Consider the following 15,830-nt stretch of genomic DNA (forward strand, 5'->3'; position numbering starts at 1 on the left):
AGATAGATTGCATTGAGACAGGAGGGTGTTTATGTTTTGGATGATTGCAGCAATGCTCACGACAGCGGGACTGTTCAGACACCGGGTCTCTTTTCCTGAACGTCAGAAACAGGGGGAGAAGAATTTCACTGTCATAATCCCTGCCCGGGATGAGGAACATAACCTTAAGAGATTATTACCTACTCTGCCGGACCAGGGAGAAGTGATAGTGGTTGATGACGGGTCGACTGATAATACGTCAACGATAGCCGAACAGTCGGGTGCGAAGGTTATCCGCGCTCCTGAACTCCCGGAAGGCTGGATGGGTAAATCATGGGCCTGTCACAATGGTGCAAAGGAAGCTTCAGGTGACATGCTGGTCTTTCTTGATGCTGATACGTGGCTGGAAAAGGGGGGGATGGAAAAAATCACAGGATTTGTGGAAGAGAAGCAGGCGTTGCTTACCGTCCACCCCTATCATGTGATGGAGTCCTTCCCTGAGAAACTATCGGCCGTTTTTCATTCCGTAGTATACGCTTCTACAGGAATCACGAAGATCGGTCGCAGAAAGACAGGAGTACAGGGCGGGTTCGGCCCCTGCCTGGCGCTCCCGACTGCCATGTATCATCAGGTGGGAGGACATAGGACAATAAAAGGAGAGGTTACCGAGCATCTAGCTTTCTCACGCAGAGCTAAGACGCTGGGAGCCCCGGTTTACGCTTATAGCGGAAAAGGGGTTCTGTCGATGCGTATGTATCAGGCAGATATGAAAGAAGTAGCAGCCGGATGGTCCAAAAGCTTCGCTTCAGGAGCTGCTTCCGCTTCTTTACGGATGACAGTGTGGAACGCTGCGTGGATTTCTTCTGTCGTTTCTTTCCTTACAAGAATGAAAAAAACAGGACGTTCTTCTGTAATCGGTTATTCCTTTGTGACGGGATGGATGTACCGTTTTTGGAGGGATATTGGGAACTTCCGTTTTTGGGATGCTCTGATTTTTCCGATTCATTTCCTGTTTTTCATCAGTCTGTTTGTCTACTCGGTCATACGCACGTTTTTCCTTCGCAGTTCCACCTGGAAAGGAAGAGTAATAAATTGAAGCAGAAATAGATGTTGAAACTTTTTAAGTTACTCTTCGTATCTATATCTTAAAGTGGGAAAGAGGGAGTTCATATGACAAATAAAGACGGCCCTGTTGAGAAGATGAGAAAGTTCATTCGTGCTTCCGGCCGTTTCTTCACCGAGCTCGTGTTGTGGGTTCCAGAGCTGATTCTCGTCTTTATCCGGGGGATGGTACTAACAGGGAAATGGCTGATTCAAGGGGTCCGGTACTTATTGGAAGCATTATAAAAAGGTGCGTCTCGAACCGGGAAATGAAGGAGGAAAAAATTATGGAAGGAAAGAAGTTTTATATGTGGATTGGAGTGATCGCCTACATATCCTGGCCACTCTATTTTCTGATGAATCAGTCAGGGCACTATAATCGTGCAGATGTTGTTGAAGCTATGGGTCTTGCGACGTCTATGCTTCTGGTCTATGCAGTGACATTATTCGTATACTTCAGGAAAACGTAGCTTTATTTAACAGGCAGTGGGAAGGAACTGACTATTCCTTGGCACTGCCTGTTTTTTTGTTTGAACAGTGATCGGGACAGAAGAAATAAAGGGAATCGGGAAGAAAAATGTCGGCTTCCGTGATAAAATGAAGGACAGATAGATATGTTGGGAATACTATAGACGACAGAAGCCGGAAAGTGCTTCTGCCGGCTCCTCTGTACTATGCAAGTACGGAAAAAGACTCTCATGGAAAGAAGGAAATATATACGTGAGTAAAAAAGAGAAAAAGCATTTATCATTCCGTCTGAACATTATATTTCTAGTTGTCTTTATACTGTTTGCCGTTCTCATCCTGCAGCTCGGTGTTATACAGATTCTCAGTGGGGAGTCGGCACAGGATCAGATCGATCGCACGGAAAACGTAACCACCAATACCCCGGTGCCACGAGGGGAGATGTACGACAGAAACGGGGAAATTGTAGTCGAGAACGATTCCAAATATTCGATTACATATACTCCGCCAAAAGGGGTTCAGGGAGAGGACAAACTGAAACTGGCAAAAAAATTAAGCGAATATATCGAGCTTGATACTAAAGGAATTCGTCTCAGAGATAAAAAAGAATATTTTTTTCTGAAAAATCCGGACGTGGTTAAAGAGCGGATAGAGGACAAGGATATGGAAAATCTCGACTCGGGTGAGGTATATCAGGCTCAGCTGGCAGCCGTCACGGAAGAGGATGTGGATGGTTATAAGGGGGAAACCCTGCAGGTGATAGCCATCAATAAAGAACTGAATAAAGCGTATGCCCTCGCACCACATGTCGTGAAAGATGAAAACATATCAGAAAAAGAATACTCCCGGGTGGCAGAGCATCTCCCGTCACTCCCGGGTATCAACGTAGCTTCGGACTGGGAACGCCGTTACCCGAACGGGGAAGTGTTCAAAAGCTACCTTGGAAACATTTCCACCCGTGAACAGGGTGTCCCCCGCGAAAAACTGGAAAAATTCCTCGCTCTCGGATACAGCCGTAATGACCGCGTAGGTACAAGGGGACTTGAACAGCAGTATGAAGAAGTACTGCGGGGAGTGAAAGAAAAAGTAAGACATACGACGGACCGGAATAATAATGTCGTAGATACCGAAGTGATCCGCGAAGGAAAGAGCGGGAAAGATCTTGTGCTTTCTATCGATATGGAATACCAGAAGCGTGTAAATGAAATCGTGAAAGAAGAGCTTGCGAAAGCTGTACCAGGTAATTCTTATCTGGAAAATGCCGTAGCTGTAGTATCGAAACCGGACACAGGGGAGATTTTAGCGGTTTCGGGCCAGTCCGTTAACAAAAACCCTTCCGGAGACGAAGAGAAATTCACGGATTCTTCCCATCAGGGCGTCTATAATGCTTATCTTCCCGGTTCAGTAGTGAAGGGAGCCACAGTGCTCACAGGTCTCGAAGAAGGCGTCATCGATCCGGGCACGACGATCCGGGACCGGCCGCTCGAATTCCCTGATTCCGAAGATATGGGCTCGTACTCAAAACTCGGTAACGTGAATGATCTTGAGGCTCTGCAGCGTTCATCCAACGTTTATATGTATAACATCGCTATGCGCCTTGGAGACTATTACTATAAGCCGAACCAGCCGTTAAGGATGGATGAGGAGAAAGCGAACCGGCTGATCCGATACAATTTCCATCAGTTCGGACTCGGTGTTCCTACCGGCATAGATTTTCCTTATGAAGCGACGGGTCTTGAAGGCAGCGATCCTACAGGGTCGGATGTAATGCGTTCAGCGATCGGACAGTACAGCAGTTATACTGCGATGCAGTTGAATCAGTATGTCTCTACAATAGCTAACGGAGGATACCGCATGCAGCCGCGTTTCGTCACTTCCATCCACGAACCGGCAAGCTCCGGTAAAGAACTCGGGGATATCTACAAAGATTTCTCGCCAAATGTAAAAAACAGTCTCCACATGGATGAGGAGTACATTGAAAGAGTCCAGAAAGGGTTCAAAATGGTTACGCAGACTCCCGGAGGTACCGCTTCGAGCGTTTTTAACAGCGACCGTTACAGACAGTATGACATCTCCGGTAAGACGGGTACCGCGGAGACAGACAAATACCTGGAAAAGTCCTCCGGGGACGGCACCCGCCGGGTGGAGCTTACGAACAAAGCATTCGTAGGATACGCTCCCTCCGAGAATCCGGAAATCGCTTTTTCGGTCATCGTACCTAATCTTGATTCCGGGGCAGATGTATCCCCAAACTATCACATCGGTGCCCGCGTGGCCGAAGCGTATTTTCAGCTCAAGGAGGAACGGGCCGAGAAGAAAGAAAAGAAGGAGAAAGAACAGAAAGAAGAGTCCAATGATAATATTGAGAACGAATGAACTATCTCAGGCAACTGTGTCGACACGAAGAAAAACCGGACCTCCAGTCCGGTTTTTTATTTTTAGCGGTGAGCAGGAAGAATTACGTTCCGTTCTACCCGTATCTTTTTTTCCTTCCTTTCAGAGAAGTCGAATCAGATTGAAGGTAAGGAAAGAGTCGAAAAAACTCCCCGCTCAAACTATGCGGGGAGTTCTTATATCTTTCTCCTTCTTATGAGTAACCAGCCTATGCTTATTGCTGCAGAAACGATGGAAAGGATAATCAGCAGATTGAAGTAAGGGGGGCGATAAGTGAATTCAACCATCTCATCTCCCGGTTTGACAGCAGTCCCGGTCATGGCGTAATTGGCCTGGACGGTTTCTCTTTTTTCTCCGTCCACTTTTACGGCCCACCCTTCCTCGTAAGGGACGGGGATGGAAAGATAGCCTTTTTCGTCCACGTCCAGGGAGTCTATAGTAATATGGTTATCATCTATTTCGACATTCCCGACCTTCTCTTTTTCTGCAGCTTTTTCCAGTTTCTGATAATCTTCAGCGTATACTCCTATATCTTTAAGAGTATATTCTCCTTTGCGCATGCGGATCGATATTTCTTTTTCTTTCGGCACACGGATGGTGATATCGTTCACGCCCGTTTTGTAGATGGAATCCTCCGATTTGCGAGAGGTCCGGAAGTCGTTCACATAAAGGGCGAACCACGGCGCTTCTTCATCGTTGTTAAGAAGATAAAAAGAAACGTAAACGTCTTCTGCATCGGAATTCATGACGGAATCCGGTAGAGTTAAATCGATACCGCCTTCTTTTTCCTTAACGTGGAGTGTGTCGTTGCTGTAAGTGGCCCCGGAGGCGGTGATTTCCGTACTCTCGATATAATTGTTACGGACAGGAGGGGAGGAGGCAGTGCTGTCTGCTCCCTCTATTACCATGCCATCGATCATCGCTGCTTCACGCGCAAGAGGGTGACTTTCCTCGAGATCCTCTTCACTGTAAATAGTACCGGAGGTCTGTACGAATGGAAGGCTGTTCGTGTTTTTGTAAATAATGTAGTTGTCGCTCTCGGAAACAGGCTTGAATCCATAAGGAACGTTTTTTACACTATCTTTTTCGTACATAAAATAGTCACCCTGCCACAGACTGTGCAGGTTCGCCCGGTCCCCGAAGCCGGCATAGCGGCTCACGCTTTCTTTTTTCATATCAATTTCCAAATCATGATAATAGTAATTCAGTAAATTCCCGTTCAAAATGCTTGAATATGCACTCGTCCCGTAAAAATCCTGGATAAGCGGTGTGTTGTACCTGCCGTCTGCCATCCAGCTTATTCGGGAGAAACCGGCGTCTTTCATCGTCCGTTCAATCAATTCCCGCTGTTCTTTCCCTCTGTAGTCTTCGCTCGTAATATAATCTTTTGAGCTCTTGTACACTTCTCCGCCTGTGTATAGTTTGTCCCATTGATACATATTCATGGAAAGAAGCTGAAATGTAATCGTACCGATAATGAGAAAAAAGAACCCTTTTTTTCCATATCGGGTCGTTGCGAGAGCTGCAAGTACAGTAAACCCTGCCCACGTCAGGAAAAGAAGCGCCCATTCATCCGACCAGGCAAGCCCGTGATCCGTTAGGAGGAAGAGCACGTATAATACAACTGTAAATGCTCCACCTGTAAGAAGTTTCTTACCTTTGATGTGCCGTAGTTCGGGTAGGCCGCTGGCTATCGCCCCGCCGATTGCAAATGCGGCCAGATATTCATAGCGGTGCTGCGGAGCAGAGAGGCCGTTGAAGAAGCTGGCTGCATACGGAATGTAGTGAAGGACAATTATAATGAGACCCAATACCGCAAAGAACCGGAAATTTTTATTTTTATAAAGGGGCCTTAATACGAGCATTAGAACAAATAACGCAGGCACCATTAAATACAGGCTGTCATACAGAATGTTCGTAGTACTCTCAATCAGCGGTATTTCATCGGTATAGGGAGGACGCACGTTCTGAAGAAAACTCCTCACTGCCGGAACGAAACCTGCAGCGCCTATGCAGAATCCGAGTAACACAGCTATTATGTAGACTTTGATCTGGCTGAATTTCGGCATCTCCTTTTTACGAAGAGGAAGCAGCCATCTGAGAAGAATGTAAATGACTATAAAGAACCCGTTGATATAAGCGAAATAGAAATTGTCGAAAAAGGAGACAGCTGTCGCAGCGATCAGCCAGCCGGGCCGGTTTTCCCTGATGACTTTCTCGGCCCCCAGTATAAGCAGAGGGAGCCAGAGGAAAGCATCGCCGAAAAACTCCCAGTATGTGACGTGCTGAAAATACTTCGCGGCAGTGGCAAAAAAAACAGCTCCCACGAAGGAAGGAACCAGTTTGCTCGTGAAGTAACGAAATACAAAAGTGGTGGATATTATAACGAAGCTCATTCTGATTACACTTAAAAAGACCGCACTCTGAGCCCAGAACAAAACATCCGGTTCACCGATGACGGAAAATGTTTCCAAAAGGAATACAACAGCCACGGTTAAATAGAAGAAAAGATTCACGCTGAAATAATAAGCGAGCTGGCTGTATACATCTCCTCCCAGACCGAATTGATAGGAATAGAAGAAATCCCCGCCGGTGAACTGTTCGTAAAGCATCTGTTTAAAAGGGACCATCTGTGACAGGCCGTCATTCGGTCCTACCATGTAGTGGCCTTCACTCCACTGATATAAAAAGAATCCGTGAGCCAGTGCCGAAATGACAAGACTGAAGGTTACTAACGTGATCAGCTGTTTTTTTGTCATGCTTACCTTTGACCTACCTTTTTAAAATTTTCCCGGTTATTACGAATGTGATCGGCACTGTAAAGAACACAGCAGCCAGAGGTGCGATGTTTCCATTCCAACCGAACAGGTCGACAAATACGAAAACAAGAAGTGAAGAGACCGACATGTTAACGAACTGAGTGAAAGGAAACAGTAAAAACTTTGAAATGGTCGGCTTTACTCCATATGTAAAATACACATTCAAGAAGAACGAAATTACCATACTGATGAAAAAAGCGAGTATGTGGGAGATTAAATAATAAAACTCCAGTACGTTATAGAATAGCAGATAAAATATATAGTAGTTTGCTGTGTTCAGACCGCCCACGAGAACGAAGCGGGTGAATTCATTATTCCATTTCTTCATAGGTCTCCCTTTCTGTGTTACTTTCCTTGATCAGGTAATGGGGGCGTCTCTTCGTTTCCATATAAATTCTTCCGACATATTCCCCAATAACCCCGAGACTTATTAATTGTACTCCCCCGAGAAACAGGATGGAGGAGATAGTGGTGAAGTACCCGGGTACTTCCACCCCCCGTGAAAGGATGAGTCCGAACATGATCAGAATATAAACAAGGCTCAGACCCATGATGAAAAACCCTGCGTAAAACACGAGACGGAGAGGCCGCTGGTTAAAGGACAGCACTCCCTCTATACCGTATTCAAACAGGTCAACGAGGGACCAGGTGGAATTCCCTTCATCGCGCTGTACGTTATCGAATTTCACTACCTTTTTATCAAAACCGATCCAGGAAAACAACCCCTTGGAAAAACGGTTCCCTTCACTGAGGGCGAGAATGGCATCGACTGCCTGTCTGCCAAGCAGACGAAAATCTCCTTCGCCGTCGACCAGGTCCACCTGGGCCAGTTTATTGACCAGTTTATAGTAAAGGGAACTGAGAGAAGAACGTACTTTGGATTCTTTTACCCTGTTCCGCCTGGCGACGACCTGTTGAAAGCCTTCCTCAAATCCTTCCAGAAGTTCGGGGATAAGGGAAGGGGGGTGCTGAAGGTCGGCATCCATAATAATGACCGATCCTCCTTTGGCATGCTGAAGACCGGCAATAAGAGCAGGTTCTTTGCCGAAGTTACGGCTGAAGGAAAGGTATTTCACTTCCGGAAACTCTAATGCGAGCGTACGCACTCTCGTAAGTGTATCATCTTCACTGCCGTCATCGACAAATATTATTTCAAAATCATACCGAAGAGAACTAAATTCTTTTTTTAGTTCTTTGTGGATCGTGTTTATATTAGTTCCTTCATTGTAAGCAGGAATGATAATTGAAACCGTTAATTCTTCCATGGTTACCCTCCGTCTGATGGCCTGATGCTATCCAGCTTCCCTGTCCCGGGAACTGTGAAACCCTGTTGTGAAAGGGAAATGAAGGTTCATAATTGTTTCAAAACTCTTCGTAGGTAGCAGGGTTCTGCCCGTTCAGTCTGCCATCTCTTCTTGTAAGTTCATTCATAATTCTCATTTCCGCTTCCTCCAGCGCAAAATCAAAGATGTTCATATTTTCACGCTGTCTTTCGGGGGAAGAGGATTTTGGTATGGGAAGCGTCCCCAACTGATAATGCCACCTTAGAATAATCTGGGACACACTTTTTTTGTGACGGGATGAAATGGATTGTATCGTCTCATTTCCCAGAATGTTGGTCACACGGGCGAGCGGGCTCCAGGACTGTGTCTGGATGCCTTTTTCTTTATGATAGGCAAGCTGATCCCTCTGATTGAAAAAAGGATGAAGTTCTATCTGGTTGATGGACGGAGTGACGTCCGTTTCCCGCATTAACTGCTCCAGGTGATCCGGAAGAAAATTGCAGACTCCGATGGATCGGACGAGCCCCCACTTCTTAGCGTCAATCAACGCCTGCCATGCTTCGGTAAATCTCCCCTGTTCCGGATTGGGCCAGTGGATCAGGTAGAGATCGTAGTACTCAAGACCGGTCCGGTAAAGAGATTCCTGAATGGAAGCGACAGCTTTATTGTACTCGTGATAACGGCCCGGAAGTTTGGATGTGATTCTGAGTTCGTCTCTTGGAACGCTGCTGCGGCGCACCGCTTCTCCTACCGTTCCTTCGTTTTCGTAATTATATGCAGTATCAATCAGGCGGTACCCCATGTCAATAGCGCTTTGGATGGAGACAGCTCCGTCATTCCCGTTCAGGCGGTATGTGCCGAACCCCAATGCCGGCATTGTCATACCATCCCGCAATGTAAGTTCTGGAATTGAATTATTCAACTAAAACCCCTCCTTGATTATTATATTCCTCCTGAAGAGAAGGCACAAACTACAAGGGAAGAGGAAACTTTCAAAAGCAACGTCGTTTTCCGGAGGCGTTTAAAGGGAAACAGGTAGAATGACTCTAAGATACGGAGGGATAGTGTGGAAAACGAAGCTAAAATGCTGCACCATTTTACAGATGTGAAAGAATTTGAAAATGAAGGATTGCAAAATAATGGTATCGATTTCCCTGAACTGGAACAGATGCTTAATGACTATATACTCACGCAACAGAAAGAGACGTTGTTCTTCAAGGAATGTGTGATACAGTTGAAGCAGCGCAGTGACGGAGATATTCGTACCGTAAAAATAACTTATCAGGATGACGATCTCAACAGTGATATACGATTATGGGGAGCGAAAAAAGAGGAAACGGGCGAAGTGCTTACAATGAGTGTGGATGCGGTGAATCTCGTAAGCGGGGAAGTTGTGTATGAACGGTCACTAATGTAGTGTGCGTTCACACAATGATTTCATTACAAAGGAAGGAGAATGAACATGAATGTAAAATTTCCAATCGGTGAATTGCAGGTGCCGGACCAGGTGACACTTGAAGATATCAGGACTTGGCTGAATGAAATCGAAACCTATACGGACAGATTGAGAGACACAGTGGAGAATCTGAGTGAGGAGGAACTTTCGAAAACGTATCGCGAGGGAAGTTTCACCGTCCGTCAGCTTGTTCATCATATAGCGGATTCTCAGTTGAATATGTACCAGAGATTAAAACTTGCACTGACCGACGATGCTCCGACAGTACCGGGATTCGATCAGGAGAAGTGGCTGGAACTTGCGGACAATTCACTTCCTGTGGAGCCTTCCATAAGAATGCTTGAAGGGATGAACAAGCGAATCGTAGCTCTCGGCCACAGTCTCACGGAAGATCAGCTGCAGCGTTATTTCATACACGAAGATACCGGTAAAATTACGGTAGCTACCAAAGTTGCAAAACTTTCCTGGCACGAAGAGCATCACTTCGCCCATATTAAAATAGCTCTCGGTATGGAAGTGAAGTAACAGACCGTGGAGCCGGCCGATAATACGAGTAGAAACAACCTCCTTCTGCGCAACAATAGCTGCAGAAGGAGGTTGTTTAATGTCGTCAGCTATCCCGAATGCCGTAATTTGAATAACCTGTACGTAAATCCGAACCACGGCAGTCCTGTGAACACGAGCGGCACCGACAGGATGAAAAATAAAACGAGAAACACTTTATTCATAAACGGGGCTATAAAGCTGAAATCGCCAAAAGCCCCCGACAGTAATAAGACTTCTATTATAAGTAACGGAAGGGCAGCTTTTCCGGTGATCCGCTGTTGAGCTTCGTATTTATCGATTTCCGTCGTCTTGTCTGTATACAAAGGGGTTGTACCGGGGGCTGCATTGAATAAATGAATGTAGTTTGACTGACTGGCGACGTGTTTCCAACCGCCTTCCCTGAAGTAAGTGAAATACTCTTCGTCCGGTTTGTTGCAATAGTCTATTGCATAAATTCGTTCCGCGGGGTCGTTTTTTTTCAGTTTATAACCGAGCAGAGAAAAGCTATCGACTTCCCATCCCTCGGCTGCATACCGCTCCAGTTTACGCATATCTTTTTCTTCCTCAAAAGCAAGTCCGCCTGAACTGACGTATTTTGTATTTTTCATTCTGCATTCTCCCTTTCACTTAAATAATCTTTAGCAGTCCGAACAATCTGTTCTCGCCGAACGATATCTTCATTCAGCAGATTTTTTCCTTCTGTTGTAATGAGATACGTTTTCTTTTTTGTTTCGGTACCGGGTGCGGGTCTGATCAGACCTGCTTCTGAAAGTTTCCTTATAGTTGTGTACAGGGAAGCGGGGCCGATACTGACAGCACCTTCTGTCATTTTTTCGATTTCCTGCATAATTAAATATCCATGCTTCGGTTCGGTCAGGGAGAGAAGGATAAAAAAAGAAGTATCCGTTAATTCCCTTTCATTGAGACTATTTCTTCTGGCCATATTCTTCTCCTTTCATATCACCTAATGATATATCATTAAATGAAATATATCATTAGGTGATATGAAAAGCAATATCCATTTTATGGTGAAGCTTTTATTGTTAAACAAAAAACAGGCTGTGCGGATATTTCGCACAGCCTGTCGCATATCTGATTATTATTTTTCGGAACGAAGCGGCGGCCCGTATTCATCCAGGTCTCCATTGTTCAGGTCGCTGACATGGTTATACAGAATGTTATCAATCTCCTGCAAATCTTCACTGGACAGTTCTGCTTCATCCGCTTTTTGCACACCTTCAAGCTGGGAAGGTTTTCTTGCTCCCCAGAGAACGAAATCAGCGCCGGGTTCATGATCCATCAGCCAGCGTACGGCAAGCTGGATCAGGTCAAGATTCCGTTCATCCGCAAAATCCCTCAGTTGTTCTACGGCATCGAGAAACGCAGGGAACCGGTCACCCTGGAACAGTTCGATGTTGCCTCTCAGATCTCCCTCCGGAAATTCGGCATCTTTTGTAAACTTACCGGTAAGCATCCCGTGGGCGAGAGACCCCCAGGATAACGTTGCGATGTCGTGTCGATTACAGTACTCGAACCAGTCGATCAGATATCTTTGCAACATATTCAAATGCATCTGTGACGTATGGATAGGAGCATATTTCTGCCACTCATCCATTTGTTCGGGGCTGAAGTTACTGACCCCGATTGCCCGAATTTTCCCTTCATCGAAAAACTCTTTCATTTTTTTCGCAGTATTTTCAATCGGCTCATCCGTATCCGGCCAGTGAATCTGATAGACGTCGATGTAATCCGTCTGTAGCAGTTGAAGACTTCTGTTCAATTCATTCTCGAGTTTACCGGGCCTTGAATCACGGGAAGCTCCACCTTCGAAGTCGATTCCCGCCTTGGTGGCGATAACGAGGTCTTCCCGGCTTTTTCCGGACTCCTTGACCGCTTTTCCGACCAGTTCTTCAGAAAGACCCTCACCATACGCGGGGGCAGTGTCAATCATCGTTATTCCTTTATCAATAGCTGTTCTGATTGTCCGGATGGACTCCTGTTCATCCGTACCTCCCCAGCCGGAACCTCCGATCGCCCACGTACCCAGGGCAATACGGGTGGCTTCTACATTGCTCTTTCCAAGTTTTCGTTTCTGCATATTTTTCCCTCCTCTAAAAATGCAGCATTCCCTGTATTCGGTAACGGGAAACAAAGAAAGAGATAACATTACTTGCGGGGGAGGCCGTAAAGTACGAAAGAAAATGTTCTTTACACATATTTTGTAATTTTCTAATTATATGATAAGATGAACGTACATTCATTACGAAGGGGATGGTGTATGCAGAAGTTAAGGGAAGAAATCATTCAGACAGCTCTTAAGTTGTTCGATGCTCAAGGCTTCCATCGCGTCAGTGTCAATCAGATTGTAAAAGAGGCGGGAACCAGCAAAGGTGGCTTCTACCACCATTTTCAATCCAAGGATGAGCTGCTGTTCGTTATTCACGACACGTTCATTACATATGTGCTGAAAGAAGCCGAGGCAGCTACTGAAACACACCATTCCCCTGTGGAGCAGATACAGGAAATTATACGTTCGTTTGTGCACGTGTTTGACTTATACCAGTCTCACATCACAGTATTCTACCAGGAAAGTAACTACGTCGACGAAACCTTCGAAGACGAAATCAACAGAAAACGGGACCAGTTCAAGGATAAGGTCATCGCCGTCGTAAAAAGAGGACAGGAAGAAGGCGAATTCCGTCACGAACTCCCTCCGGAAATTACCGGTATGGCTATTCTCGGTATGGTCAACTGGCTGAATAAGTGGTACCGGAGAGAGGGAAGCCATACGATTGAAGAGATAGCTGAAGTGTTCACGGATCTGGTACTTCACTTTCTTTTGCCGGGTCACGGAGGTGTATCCGGAGTGGAGCAGAGCCCCCCTTTTTTTTACGGTAAAAAGTAAGCGATTTCATAAAAGCGCTCTATACAGACCAACCAGTCGGTCTCAAGAGATAAAAGGAGGAAGCTGATGAATTTTGAGTTGACGAAAGAACAGGAAATGACGAGGAAAATGGTTCGTGATTTTGCGGAAGAGAAGATAGCACCCCGGGCAATAGACATAGATAAAAATTCTGAATTTCCGGAGGACTTGTTCAAAGAGATGGGAGAACTGGGGCTGCTCGGCATCCCGTTCCCCGAAGAATACGGGGGGAGCGGCGGCGACACGGTAACGTATGCGCTGGCGGTCGAAGAAATCGGACGCGTGTGCGGCTCCACCGGTCTAAGTTATGCGGCAGCCGTATCTCTTGGTGCCAGTCCCCTGTACTATTTCGGTACGGAAGAGCAGAAACAGGAATTCCTGATACCTCTTGCAAAAGGTGAAGGGCTTGCGTCTTTCGGTCTCACTGAACCGAACGCCGGGTCGGATGCGGGCGGTACACAGACGAAAGCGGTTCTGGAAGGGGATCACTACGTTCTGAACGGAGAGAAGTCCTGGATTACAAACGCTGAATATGCGAGATCGATAACTATTACGGCCCAGGCCGGTAAAAGAGAAGACGGTAAAAATATCATTTCTGCATTCATCGTTCCGAAGGATACTCCCGGAATGACGATTCGAAGTGATTACGACAAAATGGGCGTGCGCGGCTCTAACACCTCAGAGATTGTACTGGAAGATGTAAAAGTTCCGAAAGAGAACATACTCGGAGACCCGAAAAAAGGATTCGGCCAATTCCTTCACACACTGGACGGAGGGCGAATTTCCATAGCGGCTCTTGCTGTCGGTATTGCACAGGCTTCTCTTGATCGTGCTCTTGCTTATGCGAAGGAAAGGAAACAGTTCGGGGAGCCGATTTCAAAATTCCAGGCGATTCAGTTCAAACTGGCTGATATGGCGATGGAAGTGGAACTGGCCCGTAACATGGTGCTGAAAGCGGCGTGGTTGAAAGACGAAGGAAAGCCGTTCACGAAGGAATCCGCTTATGCAAAACTGTTTGCATCGGAGACGGCCTTTCGTTCTGCAAACCAGGCGATTCAGATTCACGGAGGATACGGCTACATGAGAGAGTTTGAAGTGGAACGGTTCTTGCGTGATGCAAAACTTCTCGAAATCGGTGAAGGTACTTCTGAAATACAGCGGATGGTCATAGCTCGCCAGCTCGGTTGCTGAATATAACGAAGGAGGGATTGGATGAGCTTACTGCAAGTGACTATGGGTGAATTGTTGAGAGAGAAAGCGCACAAAATGCCGCAAAAAGAAGCGTTCGTTTTTCCGGAAAGAGGGCTGCGGGGTTCATATAAAGATCTGGATGAGTGGACCGATCAGGTGGCTAAAGGACTGATGGCTCTCGGTATCGGGAAGGGGGATCATTTTGCGGTATGGTCCGACAACAAGCCGGAATGGCTGGCCTCCCAATTTGCTTCCGGTAAGATGGGCGGCGTGCTTGTAACAGTGAACACGAGTTATAAGGCGAAGGAGCTCGAATACCTGCTGAAGCAGTCTGATTCCGAAACACTGATCATGGCTGAGTCGTATAAAGGGACTTCCTATGTCGACATTCTCAGGGAAATCTGCCCGGAACTCGATCATTCGGAGAAAGGTAACCTTCACAGTGAGAAGCTCCCGGCCCTTCGTAACGTAATTGTGCTTGGAGATCAGGAATATCCCGGCTGTTACACGTGGAAGGATCTGACTGCCAAAGGAGAAGAAGTGAAGGATGAGGAGCTCCGGGAACGAGAAGCCACCCTTTCTTATAAAGATGTAATCAATATGCAGTACACTTCCGGAACTACGGGTTTTCCGAAAGGGGTTATGCTGAGCCATTACAATATTGTGAATAACGCCAATCAGGTAGCAGACTGTATGAATATGACGGACGAAGACCGTTTGTGCATCCCGGTGCCGTTTTTCCACTGCTTCGGCTGTGTCATGGGGACGACGGCCACTGTCGCAAAAGGGGCAACGATGGTAGTCATCGAACAGTTCGAGCCGAAACTTGTTCTCCAGGCTGTGAAAGATGAATCGTGTACAGCTCTTCACGGTGTACCGACGATGTTCATCGCCGAGCTGAACCATCCGGAGTTCGAAAATCTTAAACCGGATACGCTGCGCACCGGTATTATGGCCGGGTCGACCTGCCCGATGGAAGTGATGAAGAGTGTCATTAACGAAATGGGCGTCGAAGAGATAACTATTGCATACGGCCAGACGGAGTCTTCCCCGGTCATAACACAGACGAGACCTGACGACCCGATTGATCTGCGGGTGAAAAGTGTGGGAAGAGCACACCCGAACGTGGAAGTGAAAGTCGTTGAACCTGCCACCGGGGAGGAAGCGGAGCGCGGAATGCCCGGAGAGTTATGTACAAGAGGCTATCTCGTGATGGAAGGTTACTACAAAGACGAAGAATCAACGGAAACAGCTATCGATCCGGACGGCTGGCTCCATACTGGTGACATAGCCGAAATGGATGAAAACGGGTACGTCGAAATCACCGGACGTATGAAGGATATGATTATCCGTGGGGGGGAAAACATTTATCCTAGGGAAATCGAAGAGTTCCTTTATCAGCATCCGGATGTGCTCGACGTACAGGTTGTAGGAATACCGGACGCGACATACGGCGAAGAAATTATGGCCTGGATCATTCCGAAAGAGGATTCGGAAGTATCCGAGGAAGATGTAAGGGCTTTCTTTGAAGGGGAAATTTCCAAACATAAAATCCCGGCTTATATTTACTTCACTGACGAATACCCGATGACCGCGAGCGGTAAAATACAGAAATTCAAGCTGAGAGAAGCCGCCGTCGATATGATCGGACGTTAAGGAAGAAAGGAGATTCG

Annotated in this window: 16 protein-coding genes; 9 read left to right on the forward strand and 7 right to left on the reverse strand. The window is 46.5% G+C overall.

Annotated features, from left to right (window positions below; translation table 11 throughout):
- The first annotated feature begins 31 nt into the window (after window positions 1-31).
- The 4 genes from BW931_RS01300 to BW931_RS01310 all read left to right on the forward strand — a co-directional run bounded on the left by BW931_RS01300 (window position 32) and on the right by BW931_RS01310 (window position 3,921).
- A complete protein-coding gene (locus BW931_RS01300; RefSeq protein ID WP_076569332.1) occupies window positions 32-1,075 on the forward strand; it encodes a glycosyltransferase family 2 protein in 1,044 nt (347 codons plus the stop codon).
- Between the two features lie 74 nt (window positions 1,076-1,149).
- Window positions 1,150-1,326, forward strand: a complete 177-nt coding sequence (locus tag BW931_RS13440; protein WP_159435658.1) for a hypothetical protein — start codon at window positions 1,150-1,152, stop codon at window positions 1,324-1,326.
- A gap of 41 nt (window positions 1,327-1,367) precedes the next feature.
- Entirely contained in the window at window positions 1,368-1,550 is a 183-nt protein-coding gene (locus BW931_RS01305) for a hypothetical protein (protein ID WP_076569334.1), read from the forward strand.
- A 250-nt stretch (window positions 1,551-1,800) separates the two neighbouring features.
- Window positions 1,801-3,921: a peptidoglycan D,D-transpeptidase FtsI family protein gene (locus BW931_RS01310; RefSeq protein ID WP_076569336.1), complete on the forward strand. Its 2,121-nt coding sequence runs from the start codon at window positions 1,801-1,803 to the stop codon at window positions 3,919-3,921.
- 194 nt (window positions 3,922-4,115) lie between these two features.
- Here BW931_RS01310 and BW931_RS01315 read toward each other — a convergent pair whose 3' ends face one another.
- The 4 genes from BW931_RS01315 to BW931_RS01330 form a co-directional block, all read right to left on the reverse strand.
- The gene (locus tag BW931_RS01315; protein ID WP_076569338.1) at window positions 4,116-6,698 is read right to left on the reverse strand and encodes a YfhO family protein; all 2,583 of its coding nucleotides are present in this window, start codon (window positions 6,696-6,698) and stop codon (window positions 4,116-4,118) included.
- 13 nt (window positions 6,699-6,711) lie between these two features.
- Complete coding sequence (locus BW931_RS01320) at window positions 6,712-7,086, reverse strand: GtrA family protein (protein WP_008592438.1); 375 nt, start codon at window positions 7,084-7,086, stop codon at window positions 6,712-6,714.
- On the reverse strand, window positions 7,070-8,023 hold the full coding sequence (locus BW931_RS01325; protein ID WP_076569340.1) for a glycosyltransferase family 2 protein: 954 nt from the start codon (window positions 8,021-8,023) through the stop codon (window positions 7,070-7,072). Before BW931_RS01325 ends, BW931_RS01320 begins: the two co-directional genes overlap by 17 nt.
- Window positions 8,024-8,120: 97 nt before the next feature.
- Window positions 8,121-8,963, reverse strand: a complete 843-nt coding sequence (locus BW931_RS01330; RefSeq protein ID WP_234972552.1) for an aldo/keto reductase — start codon at window positions 8,961-8,963, stop codon at window positions 8,121-8,123.
- Window positions 8,964-9,107: 144 nt separating this feature from the next.
- Here BW931_RS01330 and BW931_RS01335 point away from each other — a divergent pair, with 144 nt between their 5' ends.
- Both BW931_RS01335 and BW931_RS01340 read left to right on the forward strand, forming a co-directional pair.
- On the forward strand, window positions 9,108-9,458 hold the full coding sequence (locus tag BW931_RS01335; protein ID WP_008592433.1) for a hypothetical protein: 351 nt from the start codon (window positions 9,108-9,110) through the stop codon (window positions 9,456-9,458).
- Window positions 9,459-9,503: 45 nt separating this feature from the next.
- Window positions 9,504-10,022 (forward strand): YfiT family bacillithiol transferase, encoded by a 519-nt coding sequence (locus BW931_RS01340; protein ID WP_076569342.1) that lies wholly within the window; start codon window positions 9,504-9,506, stop codon window positions 10,020-10,022.
- Window positions 10,023-10,111: 89 nt separating this feature from the next.
- Here BW931_RS01340 and BW931_RS01345 read toward each other — a convergent pair whose 3' ends face one another.
- From BW931_RS01345 to BW931_RS01355, 3 genes are all read right to left on the reverse strand, one after another.
- Window positions 10,112-10,651: a DUF2812 domain-containing protein gene (locus BW931_RS01345; protein WP_076569344.1), complete on the reverse strand. Its 540-nt coding sequence runs from the start codon at window positions 10,649-10,651 to the stop codon at window positions 10,112-10,114.
- Window positions 10,648-10,986 (reverse strand): PadR family transcriptional regulator, encoded by a 339-nt coding sequence (locus BW931_RS01350; protein WP_008592428.1) that lies wholly within the window; start codon window positions 10,984-10,986, stop codon window positions 10,648-10,650. Before BW931_RS01350 ends, BW931_RS01345 begins: the two co-directional genes overlap by 4 nt.
- 156 nt (window positions 10,987-11,142) lie before the next feature.
- Window positions 11,143-12,141, reverse strand: coding sequence for an aldo/keto reductase (locus BW931_RS01355; protein ID WP_076569346.1), 999 nt, complete (start codon window positions 12,139-12,141; stop codon window positions 11,143-11,145).
- A gap of 180 nt (window positions 12,142-12,321) precedes the next feature.
- Between BW931_RS01355 and BW931_RS01360 the strand changes: the two genes are divergently transcribed.
- From BW931_RS01360 to BW931_RS01370, 3 genes are all read left to right on the forward strand, one after another.
- Window positions 12,322-12,948: a TetR/AcrR family transcriptional regulator gene (locus BW931_RS01360; protein WP_076569348.1), complete on the forward strand. Its 627-nt coding sequence runs from the start codon at window positions 12,322-12,324 to the stop codon at window positions 12,946-12,948.
- Window positions 12,949-13,014: 66 nt separating this feature from the next.
- Window positions 13,015-14,157, forward strand: coding sequence for an acyl-CoA dehydrogenase (locus tag BW931_RS01365; RefSeq protein WP_008592418.1), 1,143 nt, complete (start codon window positions 13,015-13,017; stop codon window positions 14,155-14,157).
- A gap of 21 nt (window positions 14,158-14,178) precedes the next feature.
- A complete protein-coding gene (locus tag BW931_RS01370) occupies window positions 14,179-15,813 on the forward strand; it encodes an AMP-binding protein (protein WP_076569351.1) in 1,635 nt (544 codons plus the stop codon).
- Window positions 15,814-15,830 lie beyond the last annotated feature (17 nt).

It is taken from the genome of Salimicrobium salexigens (genome assembly GCF_900156705.1).
Lineage (GTDB): Bacteria > Bacillota > Bacilli > Bacillales > Halobacillaceae > Salimicrobium > Salimicrobium album.